Genomic DNA, 15,662 nt, shown 5'->3' on the forward strand with positions numbered 1-15,662 from the left:
TTATTGAATTCAACATTCTAAATTGCTTCTATTTGCTTTTGGCGATATGTTAAAATGGTATTCAGCAGTCTAGTATTGTATATATTTTAAAAGGTCATTCATCAATAAAAGTGTGCGGTTCTAATTTTTATAGCTATTGTAAAAATAGATTGGCAAAGATGAAAAGAGGCAAACGTTCTCTTGAACGTCTTTTTAAAAAGCAGCTTTAAAGGAAAATAGAGAACGATGCGGGCAGGATTCTTCGTAGGCAAAGTTGAAGGTCACTGCCCGCGCGTACGTGATTAAGGAGAGAGCTTATTGTTTGATTATATCAAAGGTACTGTTACATATATAAATCCTGAGTATGTAGTAATCGAAAACAACGGGATAGGCTATCAAGTCTTTACGCCGAATCCATATGTATTTTCAATTGATGAACAACCCAAGACGGTTTACACCTATCAATATGTAAGAGAAGACGTAATTGCACTTTACGGGTTTGCTTCCCGAGAACAAAAGGATTTATTTATGAAGTTAATTAGTGTGTCAGGAATTGGCCCAAAAGGCGGTTTAGCTATTTTAGCGTCAGGTAATCCAGCGCAGGTTGTCCAAGCTGTGGAAGAGGAAGACGAGAAGTTTTTAGTTAAGTTTCCAGGAGTAGGTAAAAAAACAGCTCGACAGATGATTCTAGATTTAAAAGGAAAGCTGCATGATATTGTACCAGATGCCGTTCCTTCTTTATTCGCAGATTTGGACGCACAAGAAGTCAAATCTCAAAGTTCAGAAGCACTGGATGAAGCGATTGAAGCACTTAAAGTATTAGGTTATGCAGAAAGAGAAATCAAAAAAATTGTTCCGGCTTTAATGAAGGAAACGATGACAACGGATCAGTATATTAAAGAAGCGTTAAAGCGATTATTGAAACAATAAGTAAGGGAGGAGTAAAATGGACGATCGTATTGTAACGGGAGATGTTCTTGGTGAAGAAGAAATCATCGAGCAAAGTTTGCGGCCGCAAACCTTACAGCAGTATATTGGTCAGCATAAAGTAAAATCCCATCTTGACATTTTTATTAAAGCTGCCAAAATGCGAAGCGAAACGTTAGATCACGTGCTTTTATATGGTCCTCCAGGATTGGGGAAAACAACTCTTGCTACTATTATCGCTAATGAAATGGGCGTGCAAATCCGAACGACCTCAGGACCAGCTATTGAGCGTCCAGGCGATTTAGCCGCAGTTTTAACCAGCTTAGAGCCTGGAGATGTGCTTTTTATTGATGAAATTCACCGATTAAATCGTTCGGTTGAAGAAGTACTGTACCCAGCAATGGAAGATTTCTGTTTAGATATTGTTATTGGAAAAGGACCGAGTGCACGTTCCGTCCGTCTGGATTTGCCTCCGTTTACGCTAGTAGGTGCCACGACAAGAGCAGGGCTTTTATCTTCTCCTTTGCGTGATCGATTCGGCGTTTTAAGCCGTTTAGAATATTACCAAGAAGAAGATCTTGCTTCGATAGTAGAAAGGACAGCCGCTATTTTAGATGTAGAGATTGATGAGAAAGCTACGTTTGAGATGGCTAGGCGTGCTAGGGGAACCCCGCGTATTGCGAATCGCTTGCTTCGAAGAGTCAGAGATTTTGCTCAGGTCAAAGGAGACGGAGCCATAACCGAAAGGCTTGCCAACGAAGCATTAGAAATGTTGCAGGTGGACCGTTTAGGTCTTGATCATATTGACCATAAATTATTAAGAGGGATTATCGAAAAATTTAGGGGCGGACCTGTAGGGTTAGACACCATATCGGCTACTATTGGTGAAGAGTCTCACACAATTGAAGACGTATACGAGCCGTATCTATTGCAAATCGGCTTTTTGCAGCGAACGCCGCGAGGACGAATTGTGACGCCTTTGGTTTATGATCATTTTCAGCTGGAGGTGCCTGATCAGTGAATGATATGCCTAAGATGCTTATCACATTAGGGGGCATTTTAGTCGTCATTGGGCTGTTATGGCAGTTCGTTGGCAAACTTCCTGGCGATATTTTTATCAAAAAAGGAAATACAACCTTTTATTTCCCGATTGTGACATGTATTCTAGTAAGCGTTTTGTTATCACTTATTTTTTATGTAATTGGCAAATTTAAATAATTAAGTAGAAACAGGTGAACATTTTGAAAGTAGATTTATTTGATTTTCATTTACCAGAAGAATTGATTGCCCAAACGCCGCTTGAGCAGCGAGATGCGTCAAGACTCATGGTATTAAACAAGGAAACAGGAAGTGTGAAGCATCATATGTTTCATGACCTTCTTGATTATGTGCAAGAAGGAGATTGTTTAGTGTTAAACGACACGCGTGTTCTTCCTGCACGATTATTTGGGACAAAAGAAGATACAGGTGCTAATATTGAAGTATTGCTTTTGAAACAAACACAAGGCGATACGTGGGAGACGCTTGTAAAACCGGCTAAGCGAGTAAAAGAAGGTACGGTTATTTCGTTTGGTGACGGACGTCTGACAGCTGTATGTAAAGAAACGAGCGACCAAGGCGGACGTTTGTTGGAATTCAACTATGAAGGCATCTTTTATGAGGTTCTGGAACAACTGGGAGAAATGCCGCTGCCGCCTTATATTAAAGAACGCTTGGATGATCAAGAGCGCTACCAAACGGTTTTTGCTCGCGAACAAGGTTCTGCAGCAGCGCCAACAGCAGGTCTTCACTTTACAGAAGAGATGCTTGAACAGTTAAAAGAAAAAGGTGTGCATATTGCATTTTTAACGCTTCATGTCGGATTGGGTACATTCCGTCCAGTCAGCGTTGACGACTTAGAAGAGCACGATATGCACTCAGAGTTTTATCAAGTGAGTGAAGGAACCGCTGCTTTACTAAACAGCGTACGCGAAAAAGGCGGTCGCATTATTTCAGTAGGCACAACTTCTACCCGTACCCTTGAAACGATTGCAACTGAGCATAACGGCAAATTTGTTGCTTCTTCAGGCTGGACCAACATTTTTATCTTCCCAGGGTATGAATTTAAAGCAATTGATGGAATGATTACAAATTTCCACCTTCCAAAATCTACGCTCATTATGCTTGTAAGTGCCTTAGCAGGAAGAGAAAACGTCATTTCTGCCTATGAACAAGCTGTAGCAGAGAAGTATCGCTTTTTCAGCTTCGGCGACGCGATGCTAATTTTGTAATTTAACATGAAAGGAATACATCAATGACAGCAATTCGTTACGAACATATAAAAACTTGTAAACAAACAGGAGCGCGTTTAGGGATTGTCCATACGCCTCATGGCTCATTTGAAACGCCTATTTTTATGCCAGTAGGCACATTAGCTACAGTAAAAACAATGTCTCCGGAAGATTTAAAAGCAATGGGAGCAGGCATTATTTTAAGTAATACGTATCATTTATGGCTTCGTCCTGGTCATGAAATTGTTAAAAAAGCGGGAGGCCTTCATAAATTTATGAACTGGGATCGTCCCATCTTAACGGATTCAGGCGGCTTCCAAGTTTTTAGCTTAAGTGATTTGCGCCGTATTGAAGAAGAGGGCGTCCATTTCCGCAACCATTTGAATGGAGACAAGCTTTTCTTATCTCCAGAAAAAGCGATGGACATTCAAAATGCGCTTGGGTCTGATATTATGATGGCATTTGATGAATGCCCACCTTATCCAGCAGAATATGACTACTTAAAACGTTCAGTTGAACGCACAAGTCGCTGGGCAGAGCGATGCCTTGAGGCTCACAGCCGCCCTCAAGACCAAGGTCTTTTTGGAATTGTTCAAGGCGGAGAGTTTGAAGATTTACGCCGTCAAAGTGCAGCTGATTTAGTTTCAATGGACTTCCCAGGTTATGCTGTGGGAGGGCTGTCAGTTGGAGAACCAAAAGATGTGATGAATCGTGTGCTTGAGTTTACGACGCCATACTTACCAACCGATAAACCACGTTATTTAATGGGAGTAGGATCACCTGACTCGTTAATTGATGGAGCGATTCGCGGGATCGATATGTTTGATTGCGTATTACCAACGCGTATTGCACGTAACGGAACGCTTATGACAAGCGAAGGTCGTCTTGTTGTTAAAAATGCAAAATATGCAGAAGACTTCGGTCCGATTGATCCAAACTGTGACTGCTACACGTGTCAAAATTATTCAAGAGCGTATATTCGCCACTTAATTCGTTGTAATGAAACGTTTGGAATTCGTTTAACATCTTACCATAACTTATATTTTCTGCTAAACTTAATGGAGCAAGTCCGTGAAGCCATTCGCGAAGACCGACTTGGCGATTTCCGTGATGAGTTCTTTGAAAAATATGGGTTTAACGGTCCAGACGCAAAGAATTTCTAGGTCACTACAGGAATTTTCATCAAATTTATGAATGAGTACCTGTTGATAATATAAATAAAAGGAGGAGTTTTCATGGGTGTTTTACAAAATATTTGGCCATTACTTTTAATGTTTGTCATTTTCTATTTCTTGTTAATCCGTCCACAGCAAAAACGTCAAAAAAACGTACAGCAAATGCAATCAGCACTTAAAAAAGGTGATAAGGTTGTTACAATTGGCGGTATGCACGGTTTGGTAGACGCAATCGATGAGTCACAAGTTGTGGTTCGCAGCACTGACGGTTCAAAATTAACGTTTGACCGCAATGCTATTCGTGAAGTAAGAAGCGTAGATTAATAAAAAAACGTCACGTACATGTACGTGACGTTTTTTTATGCTTCTCGTGAACCGGCAATGTTTACGCCAACAATTCCCCCTAGAATAGCGACTCCAATAAATCCAGCGTGAAATAAGAGCTGCTGTGCAGAAAACAGGTGACTATAGCCGAGGAATTGTAGTAAAAACATTAAAAAAGAATAAGAAACACCAGTGGCTCCTCCAACGAGAAGTCCCTTTGAACCGTTTCGGCCTCCCGCGATAAATCCTCCGATAAACAGTGTAATAAATGAGAGAATAAGTAAAAATAAACGTACGGATTGTTCTTCAAGAGATGTGAATTTTAAAATAAGCGAAAAGATAATGCTAATCGCTAAAGCCATCACTAAGATTGTTGCTACTCCTGCAAATACAGCGTTGCTCATTCGTTTTGCACCCAACTTGTTTCCCCCTCATGAAATAAAAAGATAGGTGAACCCTTAGTACGAGCATATTCGGGATGACTTCAAAATAGACGCATAAAAGTAAGGCTATTTTAAAATAAATGGTACAAACTACAAGGGAATACATAAAGGAGGTCTTTGCAGTGGAACTATTGATCATGGTTGCGCGAACCGTGCTTTTATACGTAGTAGTTTTAATTATTTTTCGCGTCATGGGTAAAAGGGAAATAGGAGAGCTGAGCATTTTGGATTTAGTTGTCTTTATTATGATTGCTGAAATGGCAGTAATGGCTATTGAAAACCCAAAAGATCCTTTGCTGTATTCAATTCTTCCGATGTTAACGCTTCTTATTATTCAAATCGGCTTAGCTATATGGTCTCTTAAAAGCAATCGAATGCGAAATTTTATTGATGGCAAACCTAGTATTATCATTGAAAATGGAAAAATAAACGAACATGAAATGAAAAGGCAGCGATATAATTTCAATGACTTGCTCGTGCAGCTGCGTGATAAAAATATAAAAAATGTAGCTGATGTTGAATTTGCTATTTTAGAATCTTCAGGAAGGCTATCCGTGTTTGAGAAAGATCAGCAATCAGGCAAAAAAGGCAATTTGAATTTGCCTTTTATCATTGACGGCATTATTCAAGAAGAGCATCTGCTGCATGAACATAAAACGACGAAATGGTTAAAGACAGAGCTGGAAAAGCTAGGGTATTCAAACTTAGATAAGGTTTCATATTGCAGCTATGACAACGGAAAATTTTTCATAGATTTGGTAGATGTGAAACAATAAAACGCGGATTGCTCCGCGTTTTATTTTCGTTTAAAATAGCGTAAAACAGAAAAACGGTTTAATTCTTCTTTTGTTATCAGTCTAAAAAGCAGCAAAAACAGTACGTATACAATACTTGTAAGTGCAATCGATAAAACGGTTCGTAAGCTCAAAGGGATGGAAGTGAAAAGGTTCATATAAGCGAAGTGTCCGGTAAAACCTGATATTCCCATTACAGAAAAACTGCGAAGATACTCAAACACATGAATCTTATACGTGATTTTTTTCATGACGGTAGACAGGTGTAAAAGAGTGACAAGCATCATTCCCACAACAATTGCAAGACCAGCTCCCATAATGCCTAGATTTGGCTGAGTTGCGAGTAAGAAGATAAGAGATGTTTTGACCGCTGCTCCTATAAAACTGTTAATCATGGCGGCTTTTGCAAGGTCTAGCGCCTGCAGAACAGCTTGAAGCGGCCCTTGAAAGTAATAAAAGATAAAAAAAGGCGCCATTACTTTGACAAAAATAGCAGCTTTGTCAGAACCATACATTAATTCCATTACCGGATTAGCAAATACATAAAGAACAACAACGGCTAGCCCGCCTGTTACAAACGACAAGCGGAGAGCTTGATGAAGCCGATATTCGATTTGCTTCATTTGATTCTGTGCAAGAGATTCACTGATTGCGGGAACCAAAGACGTGGATAGAGACACCGTTACAAAAGAAGGCAGCATCAGGAGAGGGAGTGCAAAGCCTGTTAATTCTCCGTACTGCTTCGTTGCTACAGCTGTCGCTACTCCTGCAATTGCTAAACTTTGAGCTACTACAATCGGTTCTAAAAACCAAGAAATTGACCCAATCATGCGGCTTCCTGTCGTGGGAAGAGCAATTCGCATTAAGTCAAAGAACGTATCTTTGCCCGCATGTAAAGAAGCAAAAAATTTTCGTCTTACCGTTATTTTCTTCTTTCGCTTGAACATAAACATCATATAAAACAGTGAAGCTAGTTCTCCAAATACGGAAGATAGCATAGCACCAGCCGCAGCGTACTCAATTCCATAGGGCAAAAATGCTTTTGTACATACGGCAATTAACGTAATGCGCACCACTTGTTCGATAATTTGAGAATAAGCAGCAGGCTTCATTTGCTGCTTTCCTTGAAAATATCCGCGGATGACAGACGAGACGGCGATGATTGGAATAACTGGAATAATCGCAAGCAGCGGATAGATCGTACGTGAATCTGTAAAGAAGGTTTTTGCTACAACGGGAGCGAATAATATTAGTCCGAGCGTAAATAAAACGCTCAGCGTACACGTAATACTTAAAGAGACGACAAGTATTTTTTTTATTTTATGCCTGTCACCTAAAGCTTCTGCTTCTGCCACTAACTTGGATATGGCAACCGGTAGCCCAAGCTGTGTTAAGGTGATTACTAATACCAGCGTGGGGACCGCCATCATATAAAGTCCCACACCTTCGTCTCCAATCATTCGAGCCACCACAATTCGATTGACAAACCCGAGTACACGTGTAATTAAGCCAGCAATTATTAAAATAATAGTTCCCTGTAAAAATTTAGACATATACTCACTGCTTTCTTGAGGTTTATACAGTGAATATATGCGCCCCCGGTGTCCAAGCATGACAAGTATTCCTCATACGAGAAAGAAATTTTACGTGAAATGTCAAACAGGAAGGAGGATCGATATGGCACATCCATTTATTTCAGCTTCGAAAGAACTTATACAGCCTGTCTTATCCAGCAAAATGGAAGAATTTCATATGCTTGGATATGAAGAAGTAACGGAGAACGATTTATTGAGTTATTTAGAAATGAAAAAATGGAAAAAAGAAAAGGAGCTATCTCTCCATCAAGTGGTAAATGATATTTTATCTGTTAAGATCACGCAGGTGATGAGCTATGTAACAATTGAATCTTATAAATCTGATATGTTCTCAAGTGTTAATAATGGAGAAGACTGGAAAGAATTATTAAAGTAGAGTTTGTAAAATACATGTATTAAAATTTGATAAGGTCTTTATTTGACAGACATTAGGTTATGAATGATAATTAGGTTGGTCATTTATCTATTGTTATCATTTCATGTTTTTTACATAAGAAGGAGGATTTTCTGTCGATGGTTAAAAGAGGACGTATCGTTGCCTTTTTCCTCTTAGTACTGCTTGTGTTTAGTACAATCGGAACAACGATGACTGGAATTACAAAAGATATTAAACTTGGCCTCGACCTTCAAGGTGGATTTGAAATTTTATATAAAGTCAGTCCAGCTAAAAAAGGCGATGTCATTGACAAAAAGGCACTTAACAGCACGGTTGAAGCGCTGCGTCAACGTGTCGATGTACTGGGAGTTAGTGAGCCTAGCATTCAAATTGAAGGAAATGACCGTATCCGCGTTCAGCTAGCTGGTGTCACGAATCAAAAGCAAGCCAGGGATCTGTTATCAACTCAAGCAAACTTAACGTTCCGTGACGTGAACGATAAGGTGCTGATGGATGGTACAGACTTAGCGCAAGGCGGAGCAAAGCAATCGTTTGACCAAAGCAATCAGCCTAGCGTCTCACTAAAGTTAAAAAATGCGAAAAAATTTGAAAAGATCACGCGAGAGCTTTCTCAAAAACCAGCACCTAACAATTTAATTGTCATTTGGCTGGACTATGAAGAAGGAAAAGACTCGTACCAAAAAGAAGCGCCAAAACAAAATCCGAAGTACCTGTCTGCAGCCTCTGTTAGCAGCGTGTTAACACAGCCAGATGTTGAGATTTCAGGTGGCAACTTCACAGTGAAAAGTGCAACGCAGCTGGCGGAATTGCTAAATGCCGGGTCGCTGCCGGTTAAATTAGATGAGCTATACTCTACATCCGTTGGAGCGCAGTTTGGGGAAGAAGCTCTTCACACGACTATATTAGCGGGTATTATTGGGATTGGAATCATCTTCCTTTACATGCTGTTTTTCTACCGTTTACCGGGGCTTATTGCCATTATTACACTCAGCTTCTACGTGTATTTAAACCTGCTTGTATTTGACTTGATGCATGTGGTTATGACGCTTCCAGGTATCGCGGCTCTTATTCTCGGTGTAGGTATGGCAGTAGATGCGAATATCATTACGTACGAGCGGATTAAAGATGAACTGAAAACAGGAAGGTCTGTTATATCGGCCTACCGGGCAGGAAATCGTCGCTCACTTGCGACCATTTTTGATGCCAATATTACAACGATGTTAGCGGCTCTTGTATTATTCTTTTATGGTCAAAGTTCAGTAAAAGGATTTGCCACAACATTAATGATCGGGATTGTGCTCAGCTTTGTAACTGCTGTTTATGGTACTCGTTTACTAATGAGTCTTTTAGTAAACAGCCGCTGGTTTGATAAAAAACCAGGCTACTTTGGCGTGAAGAAAGAGCAAATTCACGATTTAAGCAAAGATGACGGCACAACCGTTTTACCTACAGCGTGGGATAAAATTGACTTTGTTAAATACCGTAAAGCGTTCTTCACATTCTCAAGCGTGCTCGTCATTATCGGTATTATCTCGGTTGCTGTGTTTAGGCTGAACCTAGGTATTGACTTTACGAGCGGAACTCGCATAGAGATTCCGGCAAATCATACCGTTACGCAGGCTGAGATACAGCGTGAAATGAAGTCTCTTGATATCAAAACGGATGACGTAGTCATTACAGGAAAAAGTAATGATACGGGTGTTGTACGTGTAGTTGGGGTCTTGAATAAAAAAGAAATTGCCAACTTAAAAGATCACTTTAAAGATAAATACGGTTCTGAACCAAACGTAAGCACCGTTTCGCCGACAGTTGGAAAAGAACTGGCGAAAAATGCAATGATGGCGATTGTAATTGCTTCAATTGGAATTATCATCTATGTAACGATTCGATTCGAGTTCTACATGGCGCTTGCAGCCGTGCTTGCTTTGTTGCATGATGCGTTCTTTATCGTTACGGTCTTTAGCTTAACAAAGTTAGAGGTAGATTTAACGTTTATCGCCGCTGTCTTGACGATTGTTGGTTACTCAATTAACGATACGATTGTTACGTTTGACCGCATTCGTGAAAATATGCAGAAATTCAAATCCAAAACGTTTGACGATTTGGCGTTTATCGTAAATTTAAGCTTGCGTGAAACGTTTACTCGTTCAATGAACACCGTGTTAACAGTTGTGATTGCAGTTGTAGCACTTCTTGTATTCGGAAGTGAATCAATTCAAAACTTCTCAATTGCCCTGTTAGTAGGTTTAATTCTTGGTGCATATTCATCTGTGTTTATTGCTGCTCAGCTATGGCTTGTGTGGAAAGGGAAACAGTTGAAGCGCGAGGAACAAAAAGAAGTAGAAAGCAAGTAATTCAAAAACGTGCGAAGTGTTCGCACGTTTTTTTGTTTGTAAAAATTCAAGACGTACTGTCAGAAAAATATGCTTATTTTCTTTCGTTGCTCCATTTCATCCACTCTAGTATAATAATGTGGGTTAAGGGGTGAAGAGACATGTTACAGTCAAAAAAACGTTGGAATGTTCAAGAATGTGATGAACAACTTGTTAATGAATTTGTAGAAAACCTCAATATTACACCTCTAGTAGCTTCGTTATTACTTAATAGAGGCATGACAACAGTAGAAGCGGCGCGTGAGTTTTTACACGTTGATGCACAAACGTTCCACGATCCGTTTTTATTGCACGATATGGACAAAGCGGTAGCTCGTATTCAGCAAGCAATTGATCATAATGAAAAAATTATGATCTATGGAGATTACGATGCGGACGGCGTCAGCAGTACTTCTGTTATGTTATCTGCTTTACAGCAGCTCGGCGCTGATGTTGATTTTTATATTCCTAATCGCTTTACAGAAGGTTATGGGCCGAATAAGGCGGCATTTGATAAAATAAGCGCAGGCGGCTATCAGCTGGTGATTACGGTAGACACAGGTATTTCGGCAGTCGAAGAAACTGCGTATGCACGTGAATTAAACTTTGATTTAATTATTACTGATCACCACGAGCCGGGGCCGATTTTACCGGATGCGTATGCAATTATTCATCCAAAGCTGCCGGGAAGTACATATCCATTTAAAGAACTGGCAGGTGTAGGAGTCGCTTTTAAACTCGCTCATGCGCTATTAGGGGAGCTTCCGGAACATTTGTTAGAACTAGCAGTAATTGGGACGATTGCTGACTTGGTTCCTTTAGTCGACGAAAACCGCTTAATTGCTCGCAAAGGTCTTGACTATCTCAAGCTCACGAAGCGCACCGGAATTGAAGCGCTGCTGAGCGTATGTGGAGTAAAACGTGAAGAAATTAATGAGGATACAATCGGATTTGCGATGGCTCCTCGCATTAATGCAGTAGGACGTCTCCAAGATGCCGATCCAGCTGTTCATTTGCTTATGACGACAAATGCTGAAGAGGCAAAAGATTTAGCTAAAGAAATTGATGCGTTAAACAAGGAAAGGCAGCAAATCGTAAACGATATTACAGAAGAGGCTGTTGAATTTGTTGAGAGTATGTATCCTCCGGATGAAAACAGCGTTCTTATTGTAGAGGGAGAAGGATGGAATGCAGGCGTTGTTGGAATTGTCGCTTCTAGGCTCGTAGAAAAGTTCTACAGACCAACAATTGTACTAAGTATTGACTCTGAAAACCGTATTGCCAAAGGTTCAGCAAGAAGTATTGAAGGCTTTGACTTATTCGCGAACTTATCTAAATGCCGTGACATTTTGCCGCATTTTGGAGGGCACCCAATGGCAGCCGGCATGACGTTAAACAGCGATGATGTAGAAGAGCTGCGCAGACGTCTTAATGAACAAGCAAGCAACGTGTTAACCGAACAGGATTTTATTCCAATTACATCAGTTGATACAGTATGCACAACAGAGGAAATTACGCTGGAAAACATTGAACAAATGAGTGCGCTTGCTCCATTTGGTATGCATAACCCGAAGCCAAAAGTTCTCATTAAAGATGTTCATACAACATCTATGCGAAAAATTGGTGCTAATAAAAATCATTTAAAACTGGTATTTGAAGACAGCGGTGTATCGGTTGATGCAGTAGGATTTGGGTTAGGCTATATATTAGATGAAGTATCTCCTATAGCTAAAGTATCATTAGTAGGTGAACTATCTATTAATGAGTGGAACAATATGCGCAAACCGCAGCTGATGGTGGAAGATATTTCTGTAGATGAATGGCAGATGTTTGATTATCGCAGTGCAGTTGATGTAAAACGTTTCTTTCAGCAGGTATTTACGGATCAAATGAAAGTTGTTGCTTTTCACGATTCAACAATTGATAAATACAAGTCGATGCTGCCGATGGAGCATGTTGTTCTTATTCAACATGAAGAACAGGCAAAAGCATGTATGTTTGCAGGGGAACAGATTGTTTTATTAGATTTGCCTCCTTCACAGAAGTGGCTTGAAGCTTTGTTTTTCCAAGGTATTCCTTCTAGAATATACGCTATTTTCTTAACGGAAGAAGACCATTATTTTGATACAATCCCAACTCGCGATCACTTTAAATGGTTCTACGGCTTTTTAGCGAAAAAGGGTCCTTTTGATTTAAAACGCTACAAAGAAGATTTAGCGATTCATAAGGGCTGGTCGAAAGAAACGATTGATTTTATGGCAAAGGTGTTTTTTGAGTTAGAATTTGTTACAATAAACAATGGCTTAATTTCGTTAGTGAAAAATTCTGCGAAACGTGATTTAATAGAATCTGCGACTTATCGCCAAAAGCAGCAGCAGATTGAAATAGAAAAAAACTTTATTTATACGTCATATGTACAGCTTAAAAATCAATTTCAAGATATTTTTAAGCGTTCGATTGAATGAGGAGGCAACATTAGAATGAATTTTAAAGATTATATTACAATTGTACCTGACTGGCCAAAACCAGGTATTACATTTAAAGATATCTCAACATTAATGGACAATGGTGATGCATACCGTGCCGCAACGGATGAGATTGTAAAATATGCCAATGATAAACAAGTTGATATTATCGTAGGACCGGAAGCTCGCGGATTTATCGTTGGTTGTCCAGTAGCATATGCGTTAGGTATCGGCTTTGCACCTGTTCGTAAAGAAGGAAAATTACCGCGTGAAGTAATCAAAGTAGATTACGGTTTAGAATACGGTAAAGACGTATTAACGATTCACAAAGATGCAATTAAGCCAGGTCAGCGCGTGTTGATTACAGATGATTTATTAGCAACAGGCGGTACAATTGAAGCGACGATTAAGCTTGTCGAAGAATTAGGCGGAATTGTTGTTGGAGCTGCGTTCTTAATTGAACTTTCTTACCTTGACGGCCGTGACAAACTAGACGGTTACGATGTATTCACATTAATGACGTATTAAGAAGAACGATCACATAAAAAAGAGTACCTGATACAGGTGCTCTTTTTTCGTTAAAAAACGTTAATACGTAAAATGGAAATGATGTAAATTTGATAAATTAAACGCAAAGGCTTTACATCCTTGGATTTTTTCAAGATAATAGTTACAATATGAATTAAAAATGCTAGTTGATAAAAGGTGATTTCATGGCAAATGAGCAAGTCCTAACAGCGGAACAGGTCATTGACAATACGAAGCGATATTTAAATGAAGAAGACGTGGCTTTTGTACAAAAAGCATATGATTTTGCAAAAGAAGCTCACAAAGAACAATATCGCAAGTCGGGTGAACCATATATTATCCACCCGATTCAAGTCGCAGGAATTTTAGTTGATCTAGATATGGATCCAGCAACAATTGCAGCTGGATTTCTACATGATGTGGTTGAAGATACAGAGATAACACTAAAGGATTTAGAAAAAGCTTTTAATGAAGAAGTAGCAATGTTAGTAGACGGCGTAACGAAACTTGGGAAAATTAAATATAAGTCTAAAGAAGAGCAGCAGGCTGAAAATCACCGCAAGATGTTTGTGGCAATGGCTCAAGATATTCGAGTTATATTGATCAAACTTGCGGATCGTCTTCATAACATGCGTACGCTAAAGCATTTACCGCAGGAAAAGCAGCGACGCATTTCAAATGAAACGCTTGAAATTTTTGCTCCTCTTGCTCATCGTCTTGGTATTTCAAAAATTAAGTGGGAGCTTGAAGATACAGCTTTACGTTACTTAAATCCTCAGCAATATTATCGCATTGTCAATTTGATGAAGAAAAAACGTGCGGAACGCGAGCAGTATTTGGCTGAAGTTATTGATGAAGTTCGTGAGCAAGTAGATGAAGTGTCGATTAAAGTTGAAATTTCAGGACGTCCAAAACATATTTATTCCATTTATCGTAAAATGGCACTGCAAAACAAGCAGTTTAATGAAATTTACGATTTACTAGCTGTGCGCATTATTGTAAATAGCATTAAAGACTGCTATGCGGTGTTAGGAATTATTCACACGTGCTGGAAGCCAATGCCGGGACGTTTCAAAGATTATATTGCAATGCCAAAACAAAATATGTACCAGTCTCTTCATACGACGGTTATCGGACCAAAAGGTGATCCGTTAGAAGTTCAAATTCGAACGTTTGACATGCACCAAATTGCTGAGTATGGAATTGCTGCTCATTGGGCTTACAAAGAGGGAAAAACAGCTGAGCATGCTTCATTTGAAGAAAAGTTGACGTGGTTTAGAGAAATTTTAGAATTTCAAAATGACGCAAACGATGCAGAAGAATTTATGGAATCTCTAAAAGTTGACTTGTTTTCCGACATGGTTTACATTTTTACGCCAAAAGGCGACGTCATTGAGCTTCCTTCGGGTTCTGTTCCAATTGATTTTTCCTATCGTATTCATTCTGAAATCGGAAATAAAACTATTGGAGCAAAAGTCAACGGCAAGATGGTTACGCTTGATTACCGTTTGAAAACGGGGGACATTATCGAAATTTTGACGTCTAAGCATTCGTATGGTCCAAGCAAGGACTGGTTAAAGCTTGCTCAAACGTCTCAAGCCAAAAATAAAATTCGCCAATTCTTTAAAAAGCAAAGCCGCGATGAAAATATTGAAAAAGGCAAAGAGCTGGTTGAAAAAGAAATTCGTCAAATGGAGTTTGACTTAAAAGAAGTATTAACAGCTGATAATATCAAACGAGTAGCGGAGAAGTTTAATTTCTCAAACGAAGATGATATGTATGCAGCTATTGGGTATAACGGATTAACTGCGGCTCAAGTAGCTAATCGTTTAACCGAGAAGTGGAGAAAGCAGCGCGATCAAGAACAAGAGATCCAAATTGATGATATTGCACGCGACACTGCGGCCAAGCGTGTTCGCCAGCATAAACGAAAAGATTCCGGGGTTATTGTACCGGGTGTAGAGAACATGCTGATTCGCTTGTCTAAATGCTGTAATCCAGTTCCTGGAGATGAGATTGTTGGTTTTATTACAAAGGGGCGGGGAGTATCTGTTCATAGAGCAGATTGTTTAAACGTTCACACAGATGATGCTGAAAGCCGCCTTATTCCTGTAGAGTGGGAAACACATATTAAAGAAGGCAAAGAGTTTAACGTGGAAATTGAAATTTCCGGATACGACCGCAGGGGCTTACTAAATGAAGTTCTGCAGGTTGTAAACGAGACTAAAACGAATATTTCAGCCGTTTCAGGAAAATCGGACCGAAACAAAATGGCTACGATTCATATGTCAATTTCTATTCATAACATCAGTCACCTTCATAAAGTGGTTGAGCGCATTAAGCAGCTTCGAGACATTTATTCAGTTCGCCGAATTATGCATTAAGAAAGGTCG

14 protein-coding genes are annotated in these 15,662 nt (G+C 39.6%); 12 read left to right on the plus strand and 2 right to left on the minus strand.

Annotated features, from left to right (window positions below; genetic code table 11):
- The first annotated feature begins 297 nt into the window (after nucleotides 1-297).
- From ruvA to yajC, 6 genes are all read left to right on the plus strand, one after another.
- Complete coding sequence (gene ruvA / locus POF52_RS01285) at nucleotides 298-909, plus strand: Holliday junction branch migration protein RuvA (protein WP_013059321.1); 612 nt, start codon at nucleotides 298-300, stop codon at nucleotides 907-909.
- Between the two features lie 16 nt (nucleotides 910-925).
- Nucleotides 926-1,927 (plus strand): Holliday junction branch migration DNA helicase RuvB, encoded by a 1,002-nt coding sequence (ruvB, locus tag POF52_RS01290; protein WP_013059320.1) that lies wholly within the window; start codon nucleotides 926-928, stop codon nucleotides 1,925-1,927.
- Complete coding sequence (locus POF52_RS01295; RefSeq protein WP_176583519.1) at nucleotides 1,924-2,124, plus strand: DUF2905 domain-containing protein; 201 nt, start codon at nucleotides 1,924-1,926, stop codon at nucleotides 2,122-2,124. The genes ruvB and POF52_RS01295 overlap by 4 nt, the downstream gene beginning before the upstream one ends.
- Nucleotides 2,125-2,147: 23 nt before the next feature.
- A complete protein-coding gene (gene queA / locus POF52_RS01300; protein ID WP_013059318.1) occupies nucleotides 2,148-3,176 on the plus strand; it encodes a tRNA preQ1(34) S-adenosylmethionine ribosyltransferase-isomerase QueA in 1,029 nt (342 codons plus the stop codon).
- Between the two features lie 23 nt (nucleotides 3,177-3,199).
- Nucleotides 3,200-4,339, plus strand: a complete 1,140-nt coding sequence (gene tgt / locus POF52_RS01305) for a tRNA guanosine(34) transglycosylase Tgt (protein WP_013059317.1) — start codon at nucleotides 3,200-3,202, stop codon at nucleotides 4,337-4,339.
- 72 nt (nucleotides 4,340-4,411) lie between these two features.
- Nucleotides 4,412-4,675 carry a preprotein translocase subunit YajC gene (gene yajC, locus POF52_RS01310; protein ID WP_013059316.1) on the plus strand — a complete coding sequence of 88 codons (264 nt, stop codon included), beginning with the start codon at nucleotides 4,412-4,414 and terminating at the stop codon, nucleotides 4,673-4,675.
- A 35-nt stretch (nucleotides 4,676-4,710) separates the two neighbouring features.
- Here the strand turns inward: yajC and POF52_RS01315 are convergent, their stop codons facing one another.
- Nucleotides 4,711-5,094, minus strand: a complete 384-nt coding sequence (locus tag POF52_RS01315; RefSeq protein WP_013085105.1) for a TIGR04086 family membrane protein — start codon at nucleotides 5,092-5,094, stop codon at nucleotides 4,711-4,713.
- 146 nt (nucleotides 5,095-5,240) lie between these two features.
- Between POF52_RS01315 and POF52_RS01320 the strand changes: the two genes are divergently transcribed.
- Nucleotides 5,241-5,894, plus strand: coding sequence for a DUF421 domain-containing protein (locus tag POF52_RS01320; RefSeq protein WP_013085104.1), 654 nt, complete (start codon nucleotides 5,241-5,243; stop codon nucleotides 5,892-5,894).
- Between the two features lie 20 nt (nucleotides 5,895-5,914).
- Here POF52_RS01320 and spoVB read toward each other — a convergent pair whose 3' ends face one another.
- A complete protein-coding gene (gene spoVB / locus POF52_RS01325) occupies nucleotides 5,915-7,525 on the minus strand; it encodes a stage V sporulation protein B (protein ID WP_271989307.1) in 1,611 nt (536 codons plus the stop codon).
- 64 nt (nucleotides 7,526-7,589) lie between these two features.
- Between spoVB and POF52_RS01330 the strand changes: the two genes are divergently transcribed.
- The 5 genes from POF52_RS01330 to POF52_RS01350 all read left to right on the plus strand — a co-directional run bounded on the left by POF52_RS01330 (nucleotide 7,590) and on the right by POF52_RS01350 (nucleotide 15,653).
- On the plus strand, nucleotides 7,590-7,883 hold the full coding sequence (locus tag POF52_RS01330) for a post-transcriptional regulator (protein WP_271989309.1): 294 nt from the start codon (nucleotides 7,590-7,592) through the stop codon (nucleotides 7,881-7,883).
- A 137-nt stretch (nucleotides 7,884-8,020) separates the two neighbouring features.
- Nucleotides 8,021-10,258 (plus strand): protein translocase subunit SecDF, encoded by a 2,238-nt coding sequence (gene secDF / locus POF52_RS01335; RefSeq protein ID WP_271989311.1) that lies wholly within the window; start codon nucleotides 8,021-8,023, stop codon nucleotides 10,256-10,258.
- Between the two features lie 140 nt (nucleotides 10,259-10,398).
- The gene (recJ, locus tag POF52_RS01340; RefSeq protein WP_271989313.1) at nucleotides 10,399-12,741 is read left to right on the plus strand and encodes a single-stranded-DNA-specific exonuclease RecJ; all 2,343 of its coding nucleotides are present in this window, start codon (nucleotides 10,399-10,401) and stop codon (nucleotides 12,739-12,741) included.
- 15 nt (nucleotides 12,742-12,756) lie between these two features.
- Nucleotides 12,757-13,269: an adenine phosphoribosyltransferase gene (locus tag POF52_RS01345; RefSeq protein ID WP_013059309.1), complete on the plus strand. Its 513-nt coding sequence runs from the start codon at nucleotides 12,757-12,759 to the stop codon at nucleotides 13,267-13,269.
- Nucleotides 13,270-13,454: 185 nt separating this feature from the next.
- The gene (locus POF52_RS01350) at nucleotides 13,455-15,653 is read left to right on the plus strand and encodes a RelA/SpoT family protein (protein WP_013059308.1); all 2,199 of its coding nucleotides are present in this window, start codon (nucleotides 13,455-13,457) and stop codon (nucleotides 15,651-15,653) included.
- Nucleotides 15,654-15,662: the final 9 nt, after the last annotated feature.

The sequence above is a fragment of the Priestia sp. AB genome, from assembly GCF_028369225.1.
Lineage (GTDB): Bacteria > Bacillota > Bacilli > Bacillales > Bacillaceae_H > Priestia > Priestia megaterium.

Bases quoted from the DNA above. Each gene is read 5' to 3' on its own strand.
- tgt (WP_013059317.1), top strand. From the start codon at position 3,200: ATGACAGCAATTCGTTACGAACATATAAAAACTTGTAAACAAACAGGA.
- POF52_RS01345 (WP_013059309.1), top strand. From the start codon at position 12,757: ATGAATTTTAAAGATTATATTACAATTGTACCTGACTGGCCAAAACCA.
- POF52_RS01330 (WP_271989309.1), top strand. From the start codon at position 7,590: ATGGCACATCCATTTATTTCAGCTTCGAAAGAACTTATACAGCCTGTC.
- POF52_RS01350 (WP_013059308.1), top strand. From the start codon at position 13,455: ATGGCAAATGAGCAAGTCCTAACAGCGGAACAGGTCATTGACAATACG.
- yajC (WP_013059316.1), top strand. From the start codon at position 4,412: ATGGGTGTTTTACAAAATATTTGGCCATTACTTTTAATGTTTGTCATT.
- secDF (WP_271989311.1), top strand. From the start codon at position 8,021: ATGGTTAAAAGAGGACGTATCGTTGCCTTTTTCCTCTTAGTACTGCTT.
- ruvB (WP_013059320.1), top strand. From the start codon at position 926: ATGGACGATCGTATTGTAACGGGAGATGTTCTTGGTGAAGAAGAAATC.
- recJ (WP_271989313.1), top strand. From the start codon at position 10,399: ATGTTACAGTCAAAAAAACGTTGGAATGTTCAAGAATGTGATGAACAA.
- spoVB (WP_271989307.1), bottom strand. From the start codon at position 7,525: ATGCTTGGACACCGGGGGCGCATATATTCACTGTATAAACCTCAAGAA.